General features: G+C 65.0%; 22 protein-coding genes. 12 read left to right on the forward strand and 10 right to left on the reverse strand.

All coding sequences use genetic code 11. The annotated features are described in order from the left end of the window. The first annotated feature begins 84 nt into the window (after nt 1-84). The 3 genes from ACFSGJ_RS11770 to ACFSGJ_RS11780 are packed head-to-tail and all read left to right on the forward strand — an operon-like array spanning nt 85 to nt 3,154. Entirely contained in the window at nt 85-756 is a 672-nt protein-coding gene (locus ACFSGJ_RS11770; protein WP_390261816.1) for a DUF1007 family protein, read from the forward strand. Then, nucleotides 744-1,718 carry a nickel/cobalt transporter gene (locus ACFSGJ_RS11775; protein WP_390261819.1) on the forward strand — a complete coding sequence of 325 codons (975 nt, stop codon included), beginning with the start codon at nt 744-746 and terminating at the stop codon, nt 1,716-1,718. Before ACFSGJ_RS11770 ends, ACFSGJ_RS11775 begins: the two co-directional genes overlap by 13 nt. A gap of 53 nt (nt 1,719-1,771) precedes the next feature. Beyond that, complete coding sequence (locus ACFSGJ_RS11780) at nt 1,772-3,154, forward strand: MATE family efflux transporter (RefSeq protein ID WP_390261821.1); 1,383 nt, start codon at nt 1,772-1,774, stop codon at nt 3,152-3,154. A gap of 7 nt (nt 3,155-3,161) precedes the next feature. Here ACFSGJ_RS11780 and ACFSGJ_RS11785 read toward each other — a convergent pair whose 3' ends face one another. Beyond that, entirely contained in the window at nt 3,162-4,364 is a 1,203-nt protein-coding gene (locus tag ACFSGJ_RS11785; RefSeq protein WP_390261823.1) for a pyridoxal phosphate-dependent aminotransferase, read from the reverse strand. An 87-nt stretch (nt 4,365-4,451) separates the two neighbouring features. Here ACFSGJ_RS11785 and ACFSGJ_RS11790 point away from each other — a divergent pair, with 87 nt between their 5' ends. From ACFSGJ_RS11790 to ACFSGJ_RS11800, 3 genes are read left to right on the forward strand one after another with little or no spacing between them, the layout of a single operon-like run. Then, nucleotides 4,452-4,868, forward strand: a complete 417-nt coding sequence (locus tag ACFSGJ_RS11790; protein ID WP_390261825.1) for a helix-turn-helix domain-containing protein — start codon at nt 4,452-4,454, stop codon at nt 4,866-4,868. Further along, the gene (locus ACFSGJ_RS11795) at nt 4,865-5,170 is read left to right on the forward strand and encodes a succinate dehydrogenase assembly factor 2 (RefSeq protein WP_390261827.1); all 306 of its coding nucleotides are present in this window, start codon (nt 4,865-4,867) and stop codon (nt 5,168-5,170) included. The genes ACFSGJ_RS11790 and ACFSGJ_RS11795 overlap by 4 nt, the downstream gene beginning before the upstream one ends. Before the next feature lie 59 nt (nt 5,171-5,229). Further along, on the forward strand, nt 5,230-5,727 hold the full coding sequence (locus tag ACFSGJ_RS11800; protein ID WP_390261830.1) for a MarR family winged helix-turn-helix transcriptional regulator: 498 nt from the start codon (nt 5,230-5,232) through the stop codon (nt 5,725-5,727). Here ACFSGJ_RS11800 and ACFSGJ_RS11805 read toward each other — a convergent pair. From ACFSGJ_RS11805 to ACFSGJ_RS11815, 3 genes are read right to left on the reverse strand one after another with little or no spacing between them, the layout of a single operon-like run. Then, on the reverse strand, nt 5,721-6,476 hold the full coding sequence (locus ACFSGJ_RS11805; protein WP_390261832.1) for a DUF1194 domain-containing protein: 756 nt from the start codon (nt 6,474-6,476) through the stop codon (nt 5,721-5,723). The two genes, ACFSGJ_RS11800 and ACFSGJ_RS11805, sit on opposite strands and share 7 nt — an antisense overlap. Beyond that, on the reverse strand, nt 6,470-6,898 hold the full coding sequence (locus ACFSGJ_RS11810; RefSeq protein WP_390261835.1) for a VOC family protein: 429 nt from the start codon (nt 6,896-6,898) through the stop codon (nt 6,470-6,472). Before ACFSGJ_RS11810 ends, ACFSGJ_RS11805 begins: the two co-directional genes overlap by 7 nt. Next, on the reverse strand, nt 6,895-7,089 hold the full coding sequence (locus ACFSGJ_RS11815) for a hypothetical protein (RefSeq protein ID WP_390261837.1): 195 nt from the start codon (nt 7,087-7,089) through the stop codon (nt 6,895-6,897). The genes ACFSGJ_RS11810 and ACFSGJ_RS11815 overlap by 4 nt, the downstream gene beginning before the upstream one ends. On the opposite strand from ACFSGJ_RS11815, the gene thyX reads away from it, so the two are divergent. Together thyX and ACFSGJ_RS11825 are read left to right on the forward strand one after the other, a co-directional pair. Then, entirely contained in the window at nt 7,088-8,002 is a 915-nt protein-coding gene (gene thyX / locus ACFSGJ_RS11820) for an FAD-dependent thymidylate synthase (protein ID WP_390261840.1), read from the forward strand. The two genes, ACFSGJ_RS11815 and thyX, sit on opposite strands and share 2 nt — an antisense overlap. Then, complete coding sequence (locus ACFSGJ_RS11825) at nt 7,999-8,334, forward strand: ArsC/Spx/MgsR family protein (RefSeq protein ID WP_390261843.1); 336 nt, start codon at nt 7,999-8,001, stop codon at nt 8,332-8,334. The genes thyX and ACFSGJ_RS11825 overlap by 4 nt, the downstream gene beginning before the upstream one ends. Nucleotides 8,335-8,367: 33 nt before the next feature. Here ACFSGJ_RS11825 and ACFSGJ_RS11830 read toward each other — a convergent pair whose 3' ends face one another. Both ACFSGJ_RS11830 and thrS read right to left on the reverse strand, forming a co-directional pair. Then, on the reverse strand, nt 8,368-8,574 hold the full coding sequence (locus tag ACFSGJ_RS11830) for a cold-shock protein (protein ID WP_390261845.1): 207 nt from the start codon (nt 8,572-8,574) through the stop codon (nt 8,368-8,370). A gap of 258 nt (nt 8,575-8,832) precedes the next feature. Beyond that, a complete protein-coding gene (gene thrS, locus ACFSGJ_RS11835) occupies nt 8,833-10,782 on the reverse strand; it encodes a threonine--tRNA ligase (RefSeq protein ID WP_390261847.1) in 1,950 nt (649 codons plus the stop codon). Nucleotides 10,783-10,928: 146 nt separating this feature from the next. On the opposite strand from thrS, the gene ACFSGJ_RS11840 reads away from it, so the two are divergent. Then, nucleotides 10,929-11,693, forward strand: coding sequence for an alpha/beta hydrolase (locus ACFSGJ_RS11840; protein ID WP_390261850.1), 765 nt, complete (start codon nt 10,929-10,931; stop codon nt 11,691-11,693). A gap of 15 nt (nt 11,694-11,708) precedes the next feature. Here the strand turns inward: ACFSGJ_RS11840 and phaZ are convergent, their stop codons facing one another. Beyond that, on the reverse strand, nt 11,709-13,007 hold the full coding sequence (gene phaZ / locus ACFSGJ_RS11845) for a polyhydroxyalkanoate depolymerase (RefSeq protein ID WP_390261853.1): 1,299 nt from the start codon (nt 13,005-13,007) through the stop codon (nt 11,709-11,711). Between the two features lie 98 nt (nt 13,008-13,105). Between phaZ and ACFSGJ_RS11850 the strand changes: the two genes are divergently transcribed. From ACFSGJ_RS11850 to phaR, 3 genes are all read left to right on the forward strand, one after another. After that, nucleotides 13,106-14,899, forward strand: coding sequence for a PHA/PHB synthase family protein (locus ACFSGJ_RS11850; protein WP_390261857.1), 1,794 nt, complete (start codon nt 13,106-13,108; stop codon nt 14,897-14,899). Nucleotides 14,900-15,036: 137 nt separating this feature from the next. Then, nucleotides 15,037-15,492, forward strand: coding sequence for a phasin family protein (locus ACFSGJ_RS11855; protein WP_390261860.1), 456 nt, complete (start codon nt 15,037-15,039; stop codon nt 15,490-15,492). Between the two features lie 130 nt (nt 15,493-15,622). Then, a complete protein-coding gene (gene phaR / locus ACFSGJ_RS11860) occupies nt 15,623-16,189 on the forward strand; it encodes a polyhydroxyalkanoate synthesis repressor PhaR (protein WP_390261863.1) in 567 nt (188 codons plus the stop codon). Nucleotides 16,190-16,798: 609 nt separating this feature from the next. Here the strand turns inward: phaR and ACFSGJ_RS11865 are convergent. The 3 genes from ACFSGJ_RS11865 to ACFSGJ_RS11875 are packed head-to-tail and all read right to left on the reverse strand — an operon-like array spanning nt 16,799 to nt 20,660. Continuing rightward, complete coding sequence (locus tag ACFSGJ_RS11865) at nt 16,799-19,111, reverse strand: xanthine dehydrogenase family protein molybdopterin-binding subunit (RefSeq protein ID WP_390261866.1); 2,313 nt, start codon at nt 19,109-19,111, stop codon at nt 16,799-16,801. Further along, on the reverse strand, nt 19,108-20,094 hold the full coding sequence (locus ACFSGJ_RS11870) for an FAD binding domain-containing protein (protein ID WP_390261869.1): 987 nt from the start codon (nt 20,092-20,094) through the stop codon (nt 19,108-19,110). The genes ACFSGJ_RS11865 and ACFSGJ_RS11870 overlap by 4 nt, the downstream gene beginning before the upstream one ends. After that, complete coding sequence (locus ACFSGJ_RS11875) at nt 20,091-20,660, reverse strand: 2Fe-2S iron-sulfur cluster-binding protein (protein ID WP_390261872.1); 570 nt, start codon at nt 20,658-20,660, stop codon at nt 20,091-20,093. Before ACFSGJ_RS11875 ends, ACFSGJ_RS11870 begins: the two co-directional genes overlap by 4 nt. Nucleotides 20,661-20,685 lie beyond the last annotated feature (25 nt).

The following is a 20,685-nucleotide window of genomic DNA, read 5'->3' on the forward strand; positions in this document are numbered from 1 at the left end:
GCCGATCACCGCTTGCTGATCGGGCCGGACTTGAGGGCGGGCGCCATAGGTTCTATTCAGGCGAAAGCGTCAGGAGGGGATGAATTGCGCGTCTTGCAGCGGGCCGTGGGTTTCTTTTGCGTCGGGCTGTCGGTGCTGATCTCGGCCCCTGCGGTCGCGCATCCGCATATCTATATCGACACCGGCCTTCAGATGCAGTTCGACGATGAGGGCCGCCTGGCCGCCATCCGGGTGGTCTGGGTCTATGATGCGTTCTACTCGATGCTGCTGCTGGAAGAGATGGGGCTTGATCCCGACTTCACCGGCACCGTGACCGAGGAAGAGCGTGCGACGCTGGCAGGTTTCGACATGGACTGGATCGAGGGGTATGAGGGCGACCTCTACCTGCTCCAGGGGGAACGTGCGCTGGCCCTGTCCGGCCCGATGGACTGGACGGCGGATGTGCAGGACGGGCGCATCATCTCGACCCATATCCGTGCCCTGCAGGAACGGGTGGAGCCGGGGCCGGAACCGGTGATCCTGCAAGCCTATGACCCGACCTACTACACCGCCTATACCATCGCCATCGACCCGGTGATCGAGGGGCGCACCGATTGCGACGCCCGCATCTTCGAGCCCGATTTCAGCGCCGCGAGCGAGATCCTCGAATCCGCGCTGGCAGAGATGCTCGCCCAGCCCGGCTATGACGAGCTGGAGGATTTTCCCGCCGTCGGCGCCGCCTTTGCCGATGAAATCCGGCTGACATGCGGCGCGTGATCCCGACCCTTGCGCTGGCTCTCGGGCTGGCGGCGGTCCTTTTATGGGCCACGGGGGCGTTCGACCCGCTCGCCTCCCGGGCCGCGGAATGGCAGCGCCAGTTCCAGAATGCGATGGCCGACGGGCTGCGCAGCCTCCGGGCGGGGGAAACCGGGGCGCTGATGGCCCTGATGTCGCTCTGTTTCGCCTACGGATTCTTTCATGCCGTGGGGCCGGGCCATGGCAAGATGCTGATCGGCGGCTACGGGGTGGCGAGCCGCCAGCGGCTGGGTCCGATGCTGATCATCGCGCTGCTGTCGAGCCTTGCACAGGCGACGACGGCGGTGGTTCTGGTCTATGGCGGCGTGGCAATCCTTGGCTGGACGCGCGAACAGCTGGTGGGCACGGCCGAGGGTCCGATGACCGCGCTTGGCTATGCGGCGGTGGCGGCAATCGGGATGTGGCTTGCCTGGCGCGGGGCGCGCGGGCTGGTCCGGCTGCGGTCCGCGACGCCTCTGGCCCATGGCCGCGGTCATTCCCACGCGGGCCACGGCCACCATAGCCACAATCAGGTTCACGGACACGACCACGGCCATCACCACCATGATGACGGCCACTGCGAAACCTGCGGCCATCGCCACGGCCCCACGATGCAAGAGGTCGAGGCCCTGCGCGGCTGGCGCGACGGTGCGGCGCTGATCGCGGGGATCGCGTTGCGGCCCTGCACCGGGGCGCTCTTTCTCCTGATCCTCACCTGGCGGATGGGTCTGGAGGGGGCCGGGATCGCAGGCGCCTATGTCATGGGGCTGGGCACCGCGACGGTGACGCTGGCGGTCGCGGGGCTCGCGGTTCTGGCGCGGGACGGGGCGCTGCAATGGATGGACCGGGCGGGGCGTCTGCGCGCGGCCTTTCCGCTGCTGGAACTTGCCGCCGGGGCCACGGTCGCTGTGGCCGCCGGGGCACTCTTGCTGCGCACGCTCTGATCCCGCGCGTGCCGAGCCTTGCCGCGACAGGCGCGCCCGGCTAAGGCAGCGGCATGATGACGCAGCAGTCCTATTCCTCCCATTTCCGGGCCACGCTCGCACTGGGGCTGCCGCTGATCGGCAGCAACATCGCGCAGTTCGGTCTGCATGTCACCGACACGGTGATGCTTGGCTGGTATTCCGTCCCGGCGCTTGCGGCGGTCGTTCTCGCGGCTTCGACCTTCTTTTCGATCTTCATCCTCGGCTCGGGATTTGCGCTCGCGGTCATGCCGATGGTCGCGGGGGCGATCGGCGCGGGTCAGCCGACCGAGGTCCGCCGCGTCGCCCGGATGGGGCTGTGGTTGTCGGTCCTCTTCGGAATTTGCACCTATCCGGCAATGTGGTGGTCGGGCGGGCTGCTGCGCGCGCTGGGTCAGGCGCCGGACATCGCCGAGCTTGCCCAGGGTTATCTGCGCATCGCGGGGCTGGGAATGATCCCGGCGCTGCTGGTCATGGTGCTCAAAAGCTACCTTGCCGCACTGGAACGTACGCAGGCCGTGCTTTGGACCACGGTGGCGGCGGTGGGGCTGAACATCGTGGTGAACTGGGCGCTGATCTTCGGCAACTGGGGCGCGCCCGAGCTTGGGTTGCAGGGTGCCGCCATCGCATCGGTGGTGGTGCAGATGGCGACGCTGATCGTGCTGGCCAACTATGCGCACCGGCTGCCCGCGCTGCGCCAATACGCGCTGTTCCAGCGGATGTGGCGCCCCGACTGGCCCGCCTTTGGCCGCGTCTTCCGGCTGGGCTGGCCCATTGGCCTGACCGGGCTGGCGGAAAGCGGCCTGTTCACCGCCTCGGCCATCATGATGGGCTGGGTCGGCACGCAGGAGCTTGCCGCACACGGGATCGCGCTCGAAATCTCGGCGCTGACCTTCATGGTGCATCTGGGCCTTTCGAACGCCGCGACGGTGCGCGCCGGCCGCGCCCATGGCGAAGGCGACATGCCGCATCTGCGGCGGGCGGCGGCGGCGGCGATCCTTCTGTCGCTCGCGGTGGGGATCGTGGTGATCGTGATCTACCTTACGCTGCCCGAGTTCATCATCAGCCTGTTCCTGTCGCCGGACGAACCGCAGCGCGCCGCGATTATCGCGATCGGTACGGCGCTTTTGGTGATGTCGGCGCTGTTTCAGTTCGCCGATGCGGGGCAGGTGATGGTGCTGGGCCTTCTGCGCGGCTTGCAGGACACGCGGGTGCCGATGATCATGGCCTCGGTCAGCTACTGGCTGATCGGCATCCCGGCGAGCTATGTCCTCGGCTTCACGCTGGGCTTTGGCGGGGTCGGCATCTGGGGCGGTCTGGTGATCGGACTGGTCGCGGCCGCCGTGATGCTCAGCCTCCGGCTGTGGCACTTCCTGCGGCAGGACCCCGCCCGGACCGGACCGAACGGGGTCGCGTGAAACCCCTTCAGCGCAGGCCGGCGCAGAAGGTCTGGATGCGGCGGCAGGCCTCGGCCAGAACCTCGTCCGAGGTGGCGTAGCTGATGCGGAAGTTGGGCGAGAGGCCGAACGCCGCGCCAAAGACCACCGCCACGCCGGTTTCTTCCAGCAGGGCGGTCGCAAAGGCCTCGTCATCGGAAATCACCGCGCCGGACGCGCTGGTCTTGCCGATGCAGCCGGCGATGTTCGGATAGACGTAGAACGCACCTTCGGGGGTGGGGCAGTCGATGCCCGGCGCCTCGTTCAGCATCGATACGACCAGATCGCGCCGGCGCTGGAACGCCGCACGGCTTTCAGCGATATAATCCTGCGGACCGGTCAGTGCCTCGAGCGCCGCCCATTGGCTTATCGAACAGGGGTTCGACGTCGTCTGCGACTGGACCGTGCCCACCGCCTTGATGAGGGTTTCCGGCCCCGCCGCATAGCCGATCCGCCAGCCCGTCATCGCATAAGCCTTGGAGACGCCGTTGCAGGTGATCGTGCGGTCGTACAGCCCGGGCTCGACCTGCGCGGGGGTGCAGAACTCGAAATCGCCATAGACGAGATGTTCATACATGTCGTCGGTCAGCACCCAGACATGCGGATGACGCATCAGCACATCGGTCAGGCCCTTGAGCTCATCCCAGGTGTAGCCCGCACCGGTCGGGTTCGAGGGCGAGTTGAAGATGAACCATTTGGTCTGTGGCGTGATCGCGGCCTCGAGCTGCGCGGGCGTCAGCTTGAAATTCGTCTCGATGGGGCATTCGACCACCACCGGCTCCCCCCCCGCCAGAAGCACCATGTCCGGATAGGACACCCAGTAGGGCGCCGGAATGATCACCTCGTCCCCGGCATTCAGCGTCGCGACCAGCACGTTATAGAGAACCTGCTTGCCGCCCGTCCCCACCGTGACCTGCGAGGGCTTGTAGCTCAGCCCGTTCTCGCGCCGGAACTTGTCGCAGATCGCCTGTTTCAGCTCGGGGATGCCATCGACGGCGGTGTATTTCGTCTTGCCCTCGTCGATTGCCCGCTTGGCCGCGTCCTTGATGTTCTGCGGCGTGTCGAAATCCGGTTCGCCCGCGCCAAGGCCGATCACGTCCTTCCCGGCGGCCTTAAGCTCGCGCGCCTTGTTGGTGACAGCGATGCTCGGCGAGGGTTTGACCCGGGCCAGCGTGTCGGACAGAAAGGGCATTTGGGGAACTCCGGTTTGAACTTGCCGGACCCATGTCATAGGGTCGGCGCCAGAGGCGTTCAAGGGAATTTGCAGAAGGAACGGCACGTGACAGACGAAAGCCCCGACGACATCACCGAGAACTGGTTCAGCGAAGAGGCCGCGACCTTCGGCGACAGGCTTGCCGCCGCGCGCGAGGCAGCCAACCTCTCGCAGGATGAACTGTCGCGTCGGCTGGGCGTCAAGCTCAAGACCGTGATCGCCTGGGAAGACGACGTCGCCGAACCGCGCGCGAACAAGCTTCAGATGCTGGCCGGGATGCTCAGCGTTTCGGTGATGTGGCTTTTGACCGGGCGCGGCGACGGGGTGGACCCGCCGGGTGCCGAGGCAACGGCGCTGCCCGCGGATGCCGCGCGCCTCATGGCCGAACTGCGGCAGCTGCGGGCCGAGACGAGCGCCCTTGCGGACCGTATCGGACGCATCGAGAAGGGGCTGCGCGGTCTTCTGAAAGGCGCGGGCGCATGATCCCGGCATCCGAGGCGCGGCTGAAGCGGATGCGGATGCGGGCCTGGCGCCGCGGCACCAAGGAGATGGACCTGATCCTCGGCCCCTACGCGGACGCGCGGCTGGCCGGAATGTCGGGCGCCGAGCTCGACCTCTTTGACCTGCTGCTGGAGGAAAACGACCAGGATCTTTACCTTTGGGTCACAGGCGCGCGCCCGGCGCCGGAGGCCCTTGGGCCGCTCTTGTCGCAGATCGGGGATCACGCGCGCGGCCGTCTTTCGCCGGAGGTCGGGGAGGTTCCAGCGGAAACTCGGCGCGATTAACAGAAAATTGGTCTTTTCGCCGCAGATTGAGCCCCGGATCAACGAAACGGAGACCGGGGATGAGCATCCATGCACCGCTGCCGCAGGCAGAGCCCGCCACCTTCATGGCGGAATATCTCGATCTGCTCTCGCTCGTGGAACGGCTGCACCGCCTGCTGCTCGATGTCATCAAGGATGAGTTCGAGCGTCTGGGCCTTCTGGAAATCAACGCGGTGCAGGCGCTGCTCCTCTTCAATATCGCCGAGAATGAGGTCACGGCGGGCGAGCTGAAAAGCCGTGGCTACTATCAGGGCTCCAATGTCTCCTACAACCTGAAGAAGCTGGTGGAACTCGGCTACATGCACCACCAGCGCTGCGCCATCGACCGGCGGTCAGTGCGGGTCAGGCTGACCCCCCGCGGGCAGGAGGTGCGGAAGATCGTCGGCACGCTTTTCGAACGTCATGCCATGGCGCTCCAGAAAAACCTCACTCTGGGGGAAGAGGGACCGGAGGCGATGGCCCGCCGGCTGCGCAAGCTGGAACGCTACTGGGCGGACCAGATCCGGTTCATCTACTGACGGTACGGCGGGGGCGGCACGGCTTGGCGCGGCACGGCGGCCTCGCCGACCATGATCGTCTCAAGCTCCCGCAAGAGCTTCCGGATCATCGCCGTCTCGAAATCCGAGAAGTCGCGGGCGATCTCTACAAACGCATCCGCGCCCTTGATGACATGGTTGGTATAATAATCGACCAGCCGCCCGCCGCTTGGGGTCAGGCGCTCTTCTTCGGCGGAAAGCTCGCTGACGATCGCAAGGCCGTTGATCGTCACCCCCGCCAGATCGGGCCGGTCCCGGCGTTCGCCCGGTGAGGGACCGTCGTTGTTTTCCCCGTCACCCGAGATATCGAGCACCATCCGCGCACAGGCAGGACCTTCGGCGAAAAGACCCGCCGCATAGCCCATCGCCGCCCCGATTGCGGTGGTCCCATGGCCGGGGCTGCGGGGACGTCCGTGCAAAAGCGCCGAAAGCGCGGCCAGATCGTCCTCGCTCTCGATCATCGTCCAGGGCTGCACCGTTTCCTGAAAATTCTGCCCGCTCCATTCGAATATGGCCAGCGCGACCGGTGCCTCGGGCAGGGAAAGAAACGCCTCGGTCACGGCGGGCGCGATCAGGGCCTGCGCCAACCCGTCAGTCTGAAGCCGGTATTCCTGCGCATCGACCGAGGCCGACACGTCAAGGGCGAGGATAAGCGCCTGTCGGCAGGCCGCAGCGGCGGGACTGGCTGAAACCAGCCCTGCCAGAAGGAAAAGGGGGCGCGCGCCTACCAATGCCCCGTGTTGGGCATGCTGGCCCAGGGTTCTGCCGGGGGCAGGGCGTCCCCCATCTGCAGGATCTCGATGGAAACGTTGTCGGGGCTGCGCACGAAGGCCATGCGGCCGTCCCGGGGCGGGCGATTGATCGTCACGCCATTGTCCATGAGGTGCTGGCACATGGCATAGATATCCTCGACCTCATAGGCGAGATGGCCGAAATGGCGGCTGTCCGAGGGCAGGCCATCGTCGCCGTCCCAGTTATAGGTCAGCTCGACCGGGCATTCCTGCTGTTCCGGCGGAGCAAGGAACACGAGCGTAAAGCGCCCCTGTTCATTCTCTATCCGCCGCTTTTCGGTCAGGCCGAGCAGGCGGTAGAAGGCGATGGAGCGGTCGAGGTCCAGCACGCGGACCATTGTGTGGAGATAGCGGATCTTCAAGTCATTCTCCCTTGCGTTGCAGAAAAATCATAGGCGCTTTGGCCCGTCTGACCAGCCCTGCCGGCAAGCAGGGGCGCAAAATTCTTTGCAATGCCCCAGGCGCGGCCAGATGTAGTTGGCTTCCGTCCAAAGATCGCGTAGCCCTTGCGCAGGTTTTCAAAACGCGTTTTCAGCCGTACCGGAGGTTTCATGCCGCTCTCGCCAGACCAGATCGCCGAGATCGAGGCCGCCCGCGCCACTCCCCGCCAGACCCTGCGCGCGGTGAGCGAGGGGATGGAGGCCCATCTTTACAAGGCGCATGAGGTTCTGGACCACGGCTTTATCCGCGTCGTGGATTACATGGGCGACGACGCGGCCATCGTGCAGGCCGCTCGGGTGAGCTATGGGGCAGGCACGCGGGCGGCGCGGGACGATGCGGGGCTGATCCGCTATCTGATGCGGCACTGGCACTCGACCCCTTTCGAGATGTGCGAAATCAAGCTGCATGTGAAGCTGCCGATCTTCGTCGCGCGGCAGTGGATCCGGCATCGCACCGCCAATGTGAACGAGTATTCGGCGCGCTATTCGATCATGGACCGCGAGTTCTACATCCCCGCGCCCGAACATCTGGCGGCACAGAGCCGCGTGAACAATCAGGGCCGGGGCGAGGTTCTGGAAGGCGGTGAGGCCGCGCGTGTGCTCGAGGTGCTGAAAGCCGACGCCGCGCGCAGCTATGATCATTATGAGGAAATGCTGAGCCAGGAGGGGCAAAAGGGCCTTGCGCGGGAACTGGCCCGGATGAACCTGCCGGCGAATATCTACACCCAGTGGTATTGGAAGACCGACCTGCACAACCTGTTTCATTTCCTGCGGTTGCGGGCCGATGCTCATGCGCAATATGAAATCCGGGTCTATGCCGAGGCAATCGCCCGGGTGGTGGCGGACTGGGTTCCCGCCGCCTATGGCGCGTTCGAGGATTACCGCCTGGGCGGCGCGACGGTATCTGCCCGCGGGCTCGACTGCCTGCGCCGGATGATCCGGGGTGAGACGGTGACGCAGGAAAGCTCGGGCATGAGCAAGGGCGAATGGCGGGAGTTCCAGGAGATGCTGGGGGCGCCGGAGTGAGCGGCCTCACGCTGTTCGGAATTGCCACCTGTGACACCTGCCGCAAGGCGCGTCGCGCGCTTGAGGATGCGGGGCAGGATGTCACCTTCCGTGATGTGCGCGCAGAACCCCTGTCGGCGGCGGAAATCTTACGGTTGGAGGCGCAATTCGGCGACCGGATCGTCAATCGTGCCTCGACCACATGGCGCAATCTGCCGGAGGCGGAACGTGCCCGGCCCACGGCCGAGTTGCTGGGCGCACACCCAACGCTCATGAAACGCCCGGTGATCGCGCGCGGCGAGGAGCTGTTTCTCGGTTGGGGAAAGGACGTTCAGGCGGCGCTTCTGGCGTGATGCGGCCCGCAGGCGGCGGGCCGCCAGGCCGCGTCAGAGCAGCTTGAGATCGCCAGCCGATTCGCGGCCATCGCGACCCGACTGAAGCTCATATGCGATCTTCTGGTTGTCGTTCAGGCCCTTCAGTCCGGCACGCTCGACCGCAGAGATGTGCACGAACACATCCTTGCCGCCGGTGTCCGGCGCGATAAAGCCGTAACCCTTTGTCGTGTTGAACCATTTCACGGTGCCGGTCGGCATGTCCGCTCTCCTCTCGATGTTCACCGGTGCGGTATTGCCACCGGGTCGCTCAGCCAGGGTCTTGCACTGCTCCGGCTGCCTGAGAGTCCAGGAGGCGGTCGTCAAGAAAGTCTGTCTTCACGAAAAAAGGATTACCAATCCTTGTAAAAAATCAAGCGACAACTGTGTAACGCAAACGCCTGCCCGGCAAGGCTTGCGGCTTTGCCACGCAGACGATCAGGCCGCCGAAAACGAGGGCAGAGGATGGCCGGAAAGCCCTTATGCGCGCCGGTCGGGGGGCAGTGCCTCGGCACCGAGTTCCGGGACAATTGCGTCCAGCGCGGCCGTCTCGGTGCGATTATCCCCAAGACGACGGACGGAGACCGTCCGCTCCTCGACCTCTTTCATGCCGACCGCAAGCAGGACAGGCACCTTGCCCAGCGAGTGTTCGCGCACCTTGTAGTTGATCTTTTCGTTGCGCAGGTCCGCCTCGGCGCGGACACCGGCCTTTTGCAGGGCGGCAACCACCTCGCGCACATAATCATCCGCATCCGACACGATCGAGGCGACCACGACCTGCCGCGGCGCAAGCCAGAAGGGCAGGCGGCCCGAGAAGTTCTCGATCAGGATGCCGATGAACCGCTCGAACGACCCGAGCACCGCGCGATGCAGCATCACGGGGCGGTGCTTTGCCCCGTCCTCGCCGACATAATTCGCGTTGAGCCGTTCCGGCAGGACGAAGTCCACCTGCAGGGTGCCGCATTGCCAGTCGCGCCCGATGGCGTCGGTCAGCACAAACTCCAGCTTGGGCCCATAGAAGGCGCCCTCGCCCGGGTTGATTTCATAGCTGTAGCCGGCGGCATCGGTCGCGGATTTCAGCGCGCCCTCGGCCTTGTCCCACACATCGTCCGAGCCCGCGCGGGTCTCCGGGCGGTCGGAGAACTTGATGCGGAACTTCTCGAACCCGAGATCGCGATAGATTGCCGAAAGAAAGTCGATGAACCGTTTCGTTTCCGCCTCGATCTGGTCCTCGCGGCAAAAGATATGCGCGTCGTCCTGGGTAAAGCCGCGCACGCGCATGATGCCGTGCAGCGCGCCTGACGGCTCATACCGGTTGCAGGACCCGAATTCCGCCATCCGCAACGGCAGGTCACGATAGGATTTCAGCCCCACGTTGAATATCTGCACATGGCAGGGGCAGTTCATCGGCTTGAGCGCGTTGACTGCCTTTTCCCTTGCATGTTCCTCATCGACCTCGACGATGAACATGTTCTCCTGGTATTTTTCCCAGTGGCCCGACGCCTCCCACAGCTTGCGGTCGACGACCTGCGGGGTGTTGACCTCGACATAGCCGCCCTCGGTCTGGCGACGGCGCATGTAATCCTGCAACGTCGTGTAGATGCGCCAGCCATTCGGATGCCAGAAGACCTGGCCGGGCGCCTCTTCCTGCATGTGGAAAAGGTCCATTTCCCGCCCCAGCCGGCGATGGTCGCGTTTTGCCGCCTCTTCCAGCATCGTCAGATGCGCCTTGAGGTCGTCGCGGTTGCGGAAGGCCACGCCATAGATGCGCTGAAGCTGCTTGTTGCGGCTGTCCCCGCGCCAATAGGCGCCGGCCACGTTCATCAGCTTGAAGCCGTCCGCGGGCACCTGGCCCGTATGCTGCAGATGCGGCCCGCGGCAGAGGTCCTGCCAGGACCCGTGCCAATACATGCGGATCGGCTGGTCGCCGGGAATTGCCTCGATCAACTCGACCTTGAAGGGTTCGCCCGCCGCCTCGTAATGCGCGATGGCCCGCGCGCGGTCCCAGACCTCGGTCCGGACGGGGTCGCGCAGGTTGATGATTTCCTTCATCTTCTTCTCGATGGCGCCGAGATCTTCGGGGGTGAAGGGTTCGACACGGTCGAAATCGTAATACCAGCCGTCCTTGATGACCGGGCCGATGGTTACCTTCACATCCGGCCAAAGCTCCTGCACGGCGCGGGCCATGATATGGGCCAGATCGTGGCGGATGAGTTCCAGCGCCGGGCCTTCGTCCTGCAGGCTGTGAATGGCGATCGTCGCGTCCGTCTCGATCGGCCATTGCAGGTCATGATGGCGGCCGTTCACCGTGGCCGAGATCGCCTTCTTCGCAAGCGATTTGGAGATGCTCTCGGCGACCTCGGCTGCGGTCACGCCGGCATCATAGCTGCGCGAATTGCCATCGGGAAAGGTAAGGGAGATCTGGGCCATATCGGCATCCTCGTCATTTTGGCGCCCACGGAACGCCCGGTTGCGGGTTTGTCGGCCCCTGAATGAGCGCGGCGTGATCCCAAGTCAAGGGCAGGTTGCAGTCGGGCGGCGGGCGTTGCACTCTGCCCGAGATCAAGGAGAGGTTCATGACCGAGAGCAACACCGGAACGCAATACCTGACGACAGCCACCGGACGGCGGATCGCCTATGTCCGCACCGAGGGGCAGGGGCCGGGGGTGGTCTTTCTGGGCGGGTTCCGGTCGGACATGCAGGGCACCAAGGCGCTGCATCTGGAAAACTGGGCGCGCGGGCAGGGGCGGGCGTTCCTGCGTTTCGATTATTCCGGGCATGGGCAGTCCTCCGGCGCGTTTCTGGACGGGGCCATCGGCGACTGGGCCGCAGATGCGCAGGCGGCGGTCGAGGCGCTGACCACGGGGCCGCAGGTTCTGGTCGGGTCGAGCATGGGCGGCTGGATTTCGCTTCTGCTGACGCAACGCATACCGGACCGCGTAGCGGGGGTGGTGGGCATCGCCGCCGCGCCCGATTTCACCGAAGACAGCATGTGGGGAGGGTTCGATGCGGGCCAGCGCAAGGCGCTGCTGGAGGAAGGGCAGGTCGCGCTTCCTTCGGACTACTCCGACGAGCCCTATATCATCACGCGCCGCCTGATCGAGGAAGGGCGCGACAATCTGGTGCTGCGCAGCCAACTGCCGCTGCCGTTTCCTGTGCGTTTCCTTCAGGCGACGGCGGATGTAGACGTCCCGCCCTCGGTCGCGCTGCGGCTGCTGGATCACGCGTCGGGCGACGATATCCGGCTGACGCTGGTCAAGGGGGCGGACCATCGGTTTTCGTCACCCGACTGCCTGCGCCTGATCGAAGCGGCCGTTACCGAAGTTCTCGGCCGCATCTGACCGGCGGCCGCGGCTTCAGTTCGCAGTCTGCGAGGCGGCCAGCGCGATCTTTGCCTTGCGCGGCGCCGGTTCCGTCTCTGCGCTTGCGGCGTTGCGGTCGATGAAGTTCAGCACCAACGGGCGGATGTTGTTGCGCCAGCTGCGCCCCGCGAAAATACCGTAATGGCCCGCGCCCGGCTCCAGATGCGCGGCCTTCTTTTCATCGGGCAGGCCCGTCAGCAGGTCGAGCGCGGCAAGGCACTGACCGGGCGCGCTGATATCGTCTTCGGCGCCCTCGACCACCATCACCGCCGTATCGGTAATGCGCGAGATATCCACATGCGTCCCGGCAATCGTAAAGGCGTTCCGTGCGATTTCGCGGTTCTTGAAGATCCGTTCGACCGTCGAAAGGTAGAACTCGGCGGTCATGTCCATCACGGCAAGGTATTCGTCGTAGAAGCGGTTATGCTTGTCATTATCGCCGGCCTCACCCTTTGCCGTGCGCATGATCTGTTCAAAGAACGCGGTGCCGTGCCGTTCGAGGTTCATCGAGATGAACGAGGCGAGTTGCAGAAGGCCCGGATAGACCAGCCGCCCGACGCCCGCATATTTGAAGCCCACGCGCTGGATCGCCGTCTGTTCCAGCTGGCCCATCGTGACGCGACGGCCGAAATCGGTCACCTCGGTCGCGGCGGCATCGGGGTCGACCGGTCCGCCCATCAGGATCAGGCTGCGCGGCTGCGCACCGGGGCTTTCCGCCGCCAGCCAGGCCGCAGCCGCAAGCACCAGCGGAACGGGCTGGCACACCGCGACCACATGCGTATCCGGCCCCAGACGGCGCATGAACTCGGCCACATAAAGGGTGTAGTCCTCGATATCGAACTTGCCGGCCGAGACCGGGATGTCGCGCGCATTGTGCCAGTCGGTTACATAGATATCGCAGTCGGGCAGAAGGCTCGCGATCGTGGGGCGCAGCAAGGTGGCGTAATGGCCCGACATGGGCGCCACGACCAGAACCTTGCGCGCCAGCGGCCCACGCCCGGTGGCCGAGAAATGCACCAGATTGCCGAAGTCGCGCCGCAACACGGTCTCGCAGGACACGAGATGATCGCGCCCGTCCGCGCCCACGACCGAGTGGATGCCCCAGTCCGGCTTGACCACCATCCGCGCAAAGGCGCGTTCCGTCACCCGCCCCCAGGCATCCATCACGTTGAACGCCGGATGAGGCATCATGCCCCACCAGGGATAGGCCGCATAGGCCCGCGCCGTCGCCCCCAGCCATTCGTTGGTGTTGCGGGCCGTTTCCATGAGGTCGTAGGTGGCCATGTGCTTCATTTTTTCGCGCTCCTGCCGGACGTATCCGGGAAATCGTCGCTTTCCCCCCCAGTGCGGCGACGCTATGTTCTGAAGGAAGGTAGGGGGGAATTCGCGCTGTGACAACAGACGATGATGCAGGTGCGGCAAAGCTTGAGCGGCTGAATGCCAACCTGGTTAAGATCGAGGAACTGTCGCAACGTCTGGTTGCGGCGCTTGGCCGGCGCAAGGCCGGCGATCCGGGGCTGCAGGGGCCGTCGCAGGACATCTTCATGAAGGCCGCCATGGCCTATGTGACCGAGATGATGCACAACCCCGCCAAGATATTCGAGCATCAGATCTCTTACTGGGGCAAATCGCTCAAGCACTATATCGAGGCGCAGCAGGCGCTGGCCACGGGCAAGCTCGCCGCCCCCGAAGACCGCACGCCCGCCGATCCTCGCTTTGCCGATCCGACCTGGCAGACGCATCCCTATTTCAACTATCTCAAGCAACAGTATCTGCTCTCGGCCGAGGCGATGCAGAACGCCGTCTCGGATCTCGATCATGTGGACCCGCGGGAAAAGCGCCGGATCGACTATTTCACGCGGCAGATCATCGACATGTTCTCGCCCACGAATTTCCTTGGCACCAACCCCGAGGCGCTGGCCCGCGCGGTCGAGACGGACGGAGAGTCGCTTGTGCGGGGCATGGAGAACCTTGTGCGGGATATCGAGGCGAATGAGGGCGACCTTCTGGTCACGCTTGCCGACCGCAAGGCGTTTCATCTGGGCGAGAACATCGCCTGCACCGAAGGCAGCGTCGTCTTCCGCAACCGGATGTTCGAGCTGATCCAGTATGCGCCCACGACGGACAAGGTACGCCGCACGCCGCTCATCATCTTTCCGCCCTGGATCAACAAGTTCTATGTGCTCGATCTCAGCCCCCGCAACAGCCTGATCCGCTGGATGGTCGATCAGGGCTTCACGCTCTTTGTCGTGAGCTGGGTGAACCCCGATGCCTCGTATCGCGATGTGGGACTCGATACCTATATCGAAGAGGGGTATCTGGAGGCCATCGCCCAGGCCAAGGCCATCACGGGCGAAGACCGGGTGAATGTCACGGGCTATTGCATCGGCGGCACGACGCTTGCCCTGACGCTTGCCCTGCTTGAAAAGCGGCGCGACAAATCCGTCCGCTCGGCCACGTTCTTTACCACGCTCACGGATTTTTCCGATCAGGGAGAAATGGCGGTCTTTCTGGAAGAGGACTTTCTGGCGGGGATCGAGCGGGAATGCGGCAACAAAGGTTTCCTGCACTCTCTTTATATGTCGCGGACCTTTTCCTATTTGCGGTCCAACGATCTGATCTACAAGCCCGCGATCCGCAGCTACATGATGGGCGATGCGCCCCCGGCCTTCGATCTGCTCTACTGGAACGGGGACGGGACGAACCTGCCCGGCCGGATGGCGGTGGAATACCTGCGCGGGCTCTGCCAGCACGACGCCTTTGCACGCGATGGCTATGATATCTGCGGCGAGACGCTGCGCCTGCGCGATGTGCGGGTGCCGCTCTGTGCGATTGCCTGCGAGACGGATCACATCGCCAACTGGAAATCGAGCTATACCGGCATCGCCGCGATGGGCGCCAGGGACAAGACCTTCATCCTGTCTCAGTCGGGCCATATCGCGGGCATCGTGAACCCGCCGGAAAAGAAGAAATACGGCCACTATGTGAACCCCGACCTGAGCCTTGACCCCGATGCCTGGCGGGACGGGGCAGAGTTCACGCCCGGGTCCTGGTGGCCCCGCTGGGCCGATTGGCTGTCGAAGAGGGCAGGGGCCATGGTGCCCGCACGAAAGCCGGGGGATTCGGGGCGCCCGCTTCTGGGTTCCGCACCCGGAAGCTATGTCCGATCTGCCCCAAACGCTTGATGAAGCTGCGCAATCACCCAAAGGTGAATTTCCCGCAAACGTTTATGCTGCACTGCAGCATCAGGGGTTGATTTTCTGCACTGCAGCATGTATATGTCGTTCACCATAACCGCTGCCCCCAAGCGAGGAGAGACTCCATGGCGATGACCCAAGACTACAGCAAGATGATGCAGGACATGATGTCGGCCTTCCCGATGGACGCGACCGCCATGCAACAAGCATTCAAGACCTCGGCCAGCTTTGGCGAAAAGATGACCCGCGTGGCCCTGGAAGCCGCCGAGAAATCGACCGAGATTTCCGGCAAATGGACCAAGGACATGCTCGGCCGCGTCGGCGAGATGGCCAAGGCCAAGGATGAGCCCTCGGAATACACCAAGGCGATCAGCGATTTCGCCGCCGCCTCGGCCGAAATGTCCGCCGAACACATGGCCGCCTTTGCCGAAGTGGCGAAGAAGGTTCAGATGGAAACGGTCGAGCTGATGCTCGCCGCCGGCAAGGACATGTCCGAGGACGCCGCCGCAGCCGCGAAAAAGGCGACCGAAAGCGCGACCGCAGTCGCCAAGAAACCAGCGAGCGGCGCCGCCCCGGTCTGATATCGACCCGGGGGGACCGGGCACTTCAGCTTTGAGACCCTGACAGGGCGGGCAGCCGATGCCCGCTCTTCCTTTTTGTAAACACCTGCCCTAAGCTTTGCTGCACCGCATAAAAGGGGAGGTGGGTCGAATGACCGAGAGCGCAAAGCCACTGCTGATCAAGCGGTATGCCAGCCGGCGTCTTTATAACACCGAGACGAGCGATTACGTCACGTTGGACGATATCGCCGCCTTCATCCGTGCGGGGCGCGAGGTGCAGATCGTCGACCTCAAGAGCGGTGACGACCTGACCCGCCAGTATCTTCTCCAGATCGTGGCCGAACATGAAAGCCGGGGCGAAAGCGTCCTGCCGCTGGACGTTCTGACCGATCTTGTCCGCAGCTATACCTCGCAGGCCCAAAGCGTCGTTCCGCAGTTCCTGGCGGCGTCGTTCCAGATGCTGCGTGAGAGCCAGTCCAAGATGATGGAGAACCTGACCAAGGTGCCGAACCCGATGGCCGGCGTCCCCGGCTTCGAGGCGATGCAGCGCCAGCAGCAGGCCTTCCTCAAGACGATGATGGGCGGAATGGGCACATGGCCCACACCAGAGGCGCAGGACGACGAGTCCCGCGATGAGACGACGCCCGCGCGTGAGCTTGCCGAGATCAAGAAACAGCTTGCCGCGCTTCAGTCCAAGCTCTCGAAACTAGGGGATTAAAGGGCCGACCAGCCGGCTGCATCGGGATCCGGGAAGCCCGTAGCATCTTTTTACTTTGATACAGGCGAAGCCCACGGTGTCAGGAACGTGGCACCGCGATCCACGTCAGTCGCACAACCCGGCGCCCTGCACGCGGTCAGGGCGGCGGGAAACTTGCAAATCCGGCCTTTGCGGGTTCTCTGGTTCTATCGGCCGCGGGCGAGCGGCATCCGATTTCGGAGAACCGCCTTCGCTGTTGCAGCTTGGCCCATCTGCGTGGGTCCGGTGCCTCAGCGCACTATCGGCACAGCGGTTGCGGGTCATGTGAGCTTCCGCCACCCCCCGACCTTGACCGTCGGTCAGTTGTGCCGGGTTTCCTGCTGCCCCCAGATCGTCGAAGGAAGGGCCTGACGTGACGAACTGAACCTCTTGCCGATTTTCCACCTCGTCGGTGGGGGGCGAATTTCCGAGAAGCGGCGGACTGGCTTGGGTTCAGCCGGTCCGCCGTCAGCCAGGGCATCTGGCCGGTTCTACCTCTATTTTCCGCAACGACGAAACATGCCGGCAAAGCTGTGCGCCATGATCGACCATCTGCGCCGCTGACAACAGCAGCGCAAATAGCCGGGGCGCTCAGAGCAGCTTGTCCGGCGTCAGGGGCAGGTCACGCACCCGTTTTCCCGTCGCGTTGAAGACCGCGTTTGCGATGGCCGCGCCCACGCCGGTGATGCTGATCTCGCCGATGCCCCTTGCGCCGAGGGGGGTGCGCGGATCGGGGATGCCGTTCCAGATCACGTCGATATCGGGCACGTCCAGATGCGCCGGAACGTGATAATCGGCCAGTGTCGCGTTCATGATCCTGCCGCTGCGCTGGTCGAACAGCGTCTCTTCGCTGAGCGCGAGCCCGATGCCCATGATCATCCCGCCGCGGAACTGCCCCGAGGCCGTGCGGGGGTTGAGGATGGTGCCGCAATCAAACGAGCCGAGCAGCCGGTCCAGCCGGACCTCTCCGGTCACGCTGCTCACACGAAGCTCGCAGAAGATGGCCGAGGTGCTGATCATCGCGAACTTGAACATCTCGAGCGGCGCCGCGCCCGCGGCCGTGACCGAAACCGAGGGGCGACCCGACCGGGACAGGATCGAGACGTAGCTCTCCCGCCGCGACGGGTCCTCGATCCCGACCAGCGCGCCGTCGATCATCCGCACCTCGCCCGCGCGCAGACCGGCAAGGGGGCTGTCATTGCCCGCAAGGCGCAGCAATTCGCCGACCAGCTTTTCCGCCGCCGCCGCCACCGCGGCAATCAGCGAGACCGTCTGCGCCGAACCGCCGGCAACCGGCCCCACCGGCAGATCGGAATCGCCCAGCTCAAAGGTGATTGCGTCGAGGGGCAGGCCAAGACGGTCCGCCGCGTGCTGGCTCTGCACCGTCGATGTGCCCATGCCCATGTCCTGCGCGGCCGACGCAATGGTCGCCCGCCCGTCCTGCGACAGGGTGATCCGCGCCGAGCCCATCGGCATCCGCACATAGGGAAAGCTGCCCGTCGCGCAACCCATCCCGATCAGCCATTCGCCCTCGCGCCGCGCGCCGGGCTCGGGGTTGCGGCGATCCCAGCCGAAACGTTCCGCGCCGCGCCGGTAGGCCTCGGTCAGCGCCCGCTGGGAGAACGGCGTCCCCGACAGCGGGTGAACCTCGGGTTCATTCCGCCGCCGAAGCTCGATCGGGTCGATCCCCATCTGATGGGCCAGCTCATCCACCGCGCTTTCGAGGGCAAAGCTGCCCACCGCCTCGCCGGGCGCGCGCATATAGGTGTTCGGCACGACGTCGAGGTCGAGATGCTGCTGGAGAAAGCGACAGGTCTTCGATTTGTAGAGCGAGCGGCTGCCAAGCGTATATTGCTCCGGCGCGACCGCATAGGGCGGCATGACTGAATAGCCCGTGTGAACAAGCGCGGTGAACCGCCCCTCGGCATCGGCGGCAATCGCGACGCGCTGTTCAGTCGGGGACCGCCCGCCGATCATGCGATAGACGGCCTCGCGGCTCAGCATCAGCCGGACGGGGCGGCCGGCCAACCGCGCGGCCGCTACCGCCACGACCTGATGATCCCAGAACGCCTTGACGCCGAACCCGCCGCCGACAAAGGGCGACAGAACGCGCACGTCTTCGCGCTTGATCCCGAAAAGCTTTGCAAGTGTGTTGGCCGTCGGTCCGATGGCCTGGGTCGCGTCATGGACCGTGAGCTTGTTCCCCTCCCAGATCACGGTCAGGCCGTGCAACTCGATCGCATTATGATTGTGGCCGGGGGTGTGATAGACGTTGTCCACCCGATAGGCCGCCTGCCGCAGTTCCTGTTCCGCATTCCCGACCGAGACGTCGTTTTTCTCGACCAGGATCGAGGCGGGGGTGCGGGCCGTGGGTTTCGCGTCGTCGAACCGGGTGCGGGCCGGCAGCTCCTCATAGTCGATCTCGATCAGCGTGGCGGCGTGGTCGGCCTCTTGCTGCGTTTGGGCCACGACAAAGGCGATCACCTGCCCGTTATAGCGGACCTGGTCGTCCTGCATGATGGGCAGGCCGCTGTTCCCCGCCGCGCCGATATTGGTCACGCTCATCAGGGGGACGGGGTCCATCCGGGGCATGTTCCGGTGCGTCAGCACCGCGACGACGCCCGGCGCCGCCTCGGCCGCGCGGGTATCCAGCCGGGCGATCCGCCCGCGCGTGATCGTGCTGTTCACAAGGGCACCATAACACAGCCCCTCGACCGCGACCTCGGCCGCGAATTTCGCCTCTCCCCGGACCTTGAGCGGTCCGTCGAGTTGCGCGGTCTGGCGCCCGACAGCCCCGTGCCGGCCGATCAGCGGATCGGGGCTGCCGCCCGGCAACCAGCGTTCGGGCACCCATCCGATGACGGTGCGCACGGACCCGATGACGACGTTCTGAACCCTGCTCATCCCGGCAATCCTGTCAGTTCGGCAAGAACGGCCGCAGCGGTCCGCCCTGCAAGTTCCAGTTTGAAGCCGTTGCCCGACAGGGGCTCCGCCTCGCTGAACTCCAACGCGACCGCCGCGCGGACACGTTCAGTCGAAAAGGGCGCCCCGATCAGGGCCCCTTCGGCCCGCAGCGCGCGCCACGGACGCGGCGCGACCCCGCCAAAGGCAAGGCGCAGGTCCGTGATCACGTCGCCCTCCGCCCGCACACAGGCCGCGACCGAGACCAGCGCAAAGGCATAGCTCGCCCGCTCGCGCACCTTGCGGTAGCCGGATCGCGCGGCCACGGGGACAGGGGGAATTTCGACCGCGGTGATGACCTCACCCGGCGCAAGGACCGTCTCAACATGGGGTGTATCGCCGGGTAGCAGATGAAAATCGGACAGCGCCACGATACGGCCCCCCTCGGGCCCCTGCAGGTGAACCCGCGCATCGAGCGCCACCAGCGCCACGCACATGTCCGAGGGATGTGTGGCGACGCAGGCGGATGAGCCGCCGATGATCGCATGATAGCGGTTGAAGCCGTCCCTTGCATCGCAGCCGCTGCCGGGCGCACGCCTGTTGCAGCGCGATGCCGCAGCGTCGTTGAAATAGGCGCAGCGGGTCCGTTGCATGATATTGCCGGCGACTGTCGCCATGTTCCGGATCTGGGCCGACGCGCCCGCCAGAATGGCCCGCGACAGGACCGGAAACCGATCCCGCACCAGCGGATGCGCAGCAAGCGCCGTGTTGCGCACCGCGGCGCCGATCATCAGCCCGCCGCCGTCCGTCCCGGTGATCTCATCCGAAAGCCGCGTCACATCCACCAGCGTCACGGGGTGTTCCACCCCCTTGCGCATCAGATCGACAAGGTTGGTGCCGCCCCCCAGCAGGCGATACCCTTCGTTAGCGGCAAGGGCCGTAGCCTCTTGCACCGTCGCGACGCGGGTGTAGGAAAACGGGTTCATGCCACCGTCTCCCGCGCGGTCCGGTCCTGCGTGACCCTGCTCTCGGCGACCGAGACGATGGCCGCGACGATCCCGTTATGCGCGCCGCAGCGGCAGAGATTGCCGCTCATCCGCTCGCGGATTTCTTCGGCCGTGAGGGGGGCCGTGCTGTTCAGGTCGCCCGAGACGTAGCTGGGGATGCCGCGCTCGATCTCCTCCAGCATCGCGACGGCGGAACAGATCTGGCCCGGCGTGCAGTAGCCGCATTGAAAGCCGTCATGTTCGATGAACGCCTCCTGCATGGGGTGCATCGCCGCGTCCCCCGCCGGCCCTTCGGCCAGCCCCTCGCCCAGTCCCTCGCCCAGTCCCTCAATCGTAGTCACGCGGCACCCGTCCGCCTGCACGGCGAGCGTCAGGCAGGACAGCACACGCTCGCCGTCGAGGATAACCGTGCAGGCCCCGCAGGCGCCCTGATTGCAGCCGACCTTGGTTCCGGTCAGGTGCAGCCCTTCCCGCAGCAGATCCGCAAGCGAGACGCGCGGGTCCTCCGGCACAGGAACATTTCTTCCGTTGATGGATATGGCCATGTCTTCATCCCCTTGCGGCGAGTGT

The sequence above is a fragment of the Halodurantibacterium flavum genome (assembly GCF_042681825.1).
GTDB classification, from domain to species: domain Bacteria; phylum Pseudomonadota; class Alphaproteobacteria; order Rhodobacterales; family Rhodobacteraceae; genus Halodurantibacterium; species Halodurantibacterium flavum.

What these genes read in the sequence shown, in the direction of transcription:
- thrS (WP_390261847.1), bottom strand. Translation starts at nt 10,782, where the DNA reads ATGGCCCAGATCTCCCTTACCTTTCCCGATGGCAATTCGCGCAGCTAT.
- ACFSGJ_RS11870 (WP_390261869.1), bottom strand. Translation starts at nt 20,094, where the DNA reads ATGAACCCGTTTTCCTACACCCGCGTCGCGACGGTGCAAGAGGCTACG.
- ACFSGJ_RS11780 (WP_390261821.1), top strand. Translation starts at nt 1,772, where the DNA reads ATGATGACGCAGCAGTCCTATTCCTCCCATTTCCGGGCCACGCTCGCA.
- ACFSGJ_RS11830 (WP_390261845.1), bottom strand. Translation starts at nt 8,574, where the DNA reads ATGCCGACCGGCACCGTGAAATGGTTCAACACGACAAAGGGTTACGGC.
- ACFSGJ_RS11785 (WP_390261823.1), bottom strand. Translation starts at nt 4,364, where the DNA reads ATGCCCTTTCTGTCCGACACGCTGGCCCGGGTCAAACCCTCGCCGAGC.
- phaR (WP_390261863.1), top strand. Translation starts at nt 15,623, where the DNA reads ATGACCGAGAGCGCAAAGCCACTGCTGATCAAGCGGTATGCCAGCCGG.
- ACFSGJ_RS11775 (WP_390261819.1), top strand. Translation starts at nt 744, where the DNA reads ATGCGGCGCGTGATCCCGACCCTTGCGCTGGCTCTCGGGCTGGCGGCG.
- ACFSGJ_RS11875 (WP_390261872.1), bottom strand. Translation starts at nt 20,660, where the DNA reads ATGGCCATATCCATCAACGGAAGAAATGTTCCTGTGCCGGAGGACCCG.
- thyX (WP_390261840.1), top strand. Translation starts at nt 7,088, where the DNA reads ATGCCGCTCTCGCCAGACCAGATCGCCGAGATCGAGGCCGCCCGCGCC.
- ACFSGJ_RS11800 (WP_390261830.1), top strand. Translation starts at nt 5,230, where the DNA reads ATGAGCATCCATGCACCGCTGCCGCAGGCAGAGCCCGCCACCTTCATG.
- ACFSGJ_RS11815 (WP_390261837.1), bottom strand. Translation starts at nt 7,089, where the DNA reads ATGAAACCTCCGGTACGGCTGAAAACGCGTTTTGAAAACCTGCGCAAG.
- ACFSGJ_RS11840 (WP_390261850.1), top strand. Translation starts at nt 10,929, where the DNA reads ATGACCGAGAGCAACACCGGAACGCAATACCTGACGACAGCCACCGGA.
- ACFSGJ_RS11865 (WP_390261866.1), bottom strand. Translation starts at nt 19,111, where the DNA reads ATGAGCAGGGTTCAGAACGTCGTCATCGGGTCCGTGCGCACCGTCATC.
- phaZ (WP_390261853.1), bottom strand. Translation starts at nt 13,007, where the DNA reads ATGAAGCACATGGCCACCTACGACCTCATGGAAACGGCCCGCAACACC.
- ACFSGJ_RS11855 (WP_390261860.1), top strand. Translation starts at nt 15,037, where the DNA reads ATGGCGATGACCCAAGACTACAGCAAGATGATGCAGGACATGATGTCG.
- ACFSGJ_RS11795 (WP_390261827.1), top strand. Translation starts at nt 4,865, where the DNA reads ATGATCCCGGCATCCGAGGCGCGGCTGAAGCGGATGCGGATGCGGGCC.